This is a genomic window from Bartonella sp. AA81SXKL (genome assembly GCF_042196945.1).
In the GTDB taxonomy this organism is placed as follows: domain Bacteria; phylum Pseudomonadota; class Alphaproteobacteria; order Rhizobiales; family Rhizobiaceae; genus Bartonella.
On record NZ_JBHIRH010000110.1, the window covers coordinates 1 to 1062 of the forward strand.

A 1062-nucleotide genomic window follows, 5' to 3' on the forward strand; every position below is an offset into this window, starting at 1 on the left:
TTGATTATTAAATACACGTGTCTCATTTGTGAGTGCAAACTTTTTTTGCATAGCACAATTCCTTTATAAATAGATTTGAATTTTAGAATGAAATGTTTAAAGGGGGGCGCCCCCGCCGCGCCCGCGCGTCATTTACACAGTTGTAAAAACAATATCACCAGTGATAACAGATTCTTTATAATTGCCACCAATTTTGGTATCACCACCAATCTCAGTATAGCCAATTACCTTGGCATTGCCATAGACATGAGCATCACCATGGACCTTGCCATAAATTTTTGCATTGTCATAAATGCGAGCATCATCATAAACCTCAGCATTATCAGAAATTAAAGCATTATTGGAAACCCAAGCGCCACCATAAACCTTGCCATAAACCTTGGCATTGTCATAAACGCAGCCCCTATCATAAACATGGGCATAACCAGTCACTATAGCATTCCCATAAATCTTGGCTTCTCTATTGACCATAGCAGCGCCACAAACATGGGCATTATCGCAAACCCTAGCATTATCAAAAACTATAGCATTTTCATAAACATGGGCATTATCATAAACCTGAGAGGTTCCTAAAACACGTGCTTTATCATAAACCTCAGCATTGCCATAAATTCTAGTTTTATCAAGAAACTTGCCATAAATAGTGTCATAAATTTTTGCATTTCCATACACTTTAGCATGTCCAAAAATATCACCATAAACCAATGCGTTCTCATATACTTGCGCATTGCCATAAACCTCAGCTCTAATATGCACGCTAGCATTGCCATAGACCCTTGCATTTTCATAAATTTTTGCAGATCCAGTAATTTTTGCATTATCCGAAACATGGGCATTATCGTAAATACGAGCATCACCATAAACCATGGCATTGCCACCGACCCAACAATCACCATTATGAGCTAAATTTGCAACCTTATGTATAAAGCCGCCTAGATCACCAGCTTTTATATTAGCAAAATCCCTTAAAGCCCGAATGCGATAAAGAGTATAATCACCAACCTCTATTGTCTCTCCTGTAAATTCGTATTTTTTTGCAGGCTCTTGTTGATTAGCAAGCGC

General features: G+C 38.3%; 1 protein-coding gene. It reads right to left on the reverse strand.

Annotated elements, in window-relative coordinates; genetic code table 11:
* Positions 1-132: 132 nt before the first annotated feature.
* A partial coding sequence (locus tag ACFINZ_RS09880) for a hypothetical protein (protein ID WP_375701423.1) occupies positions 133-1062 on the reverse strand: 930 nt, incomplete at its 5' end.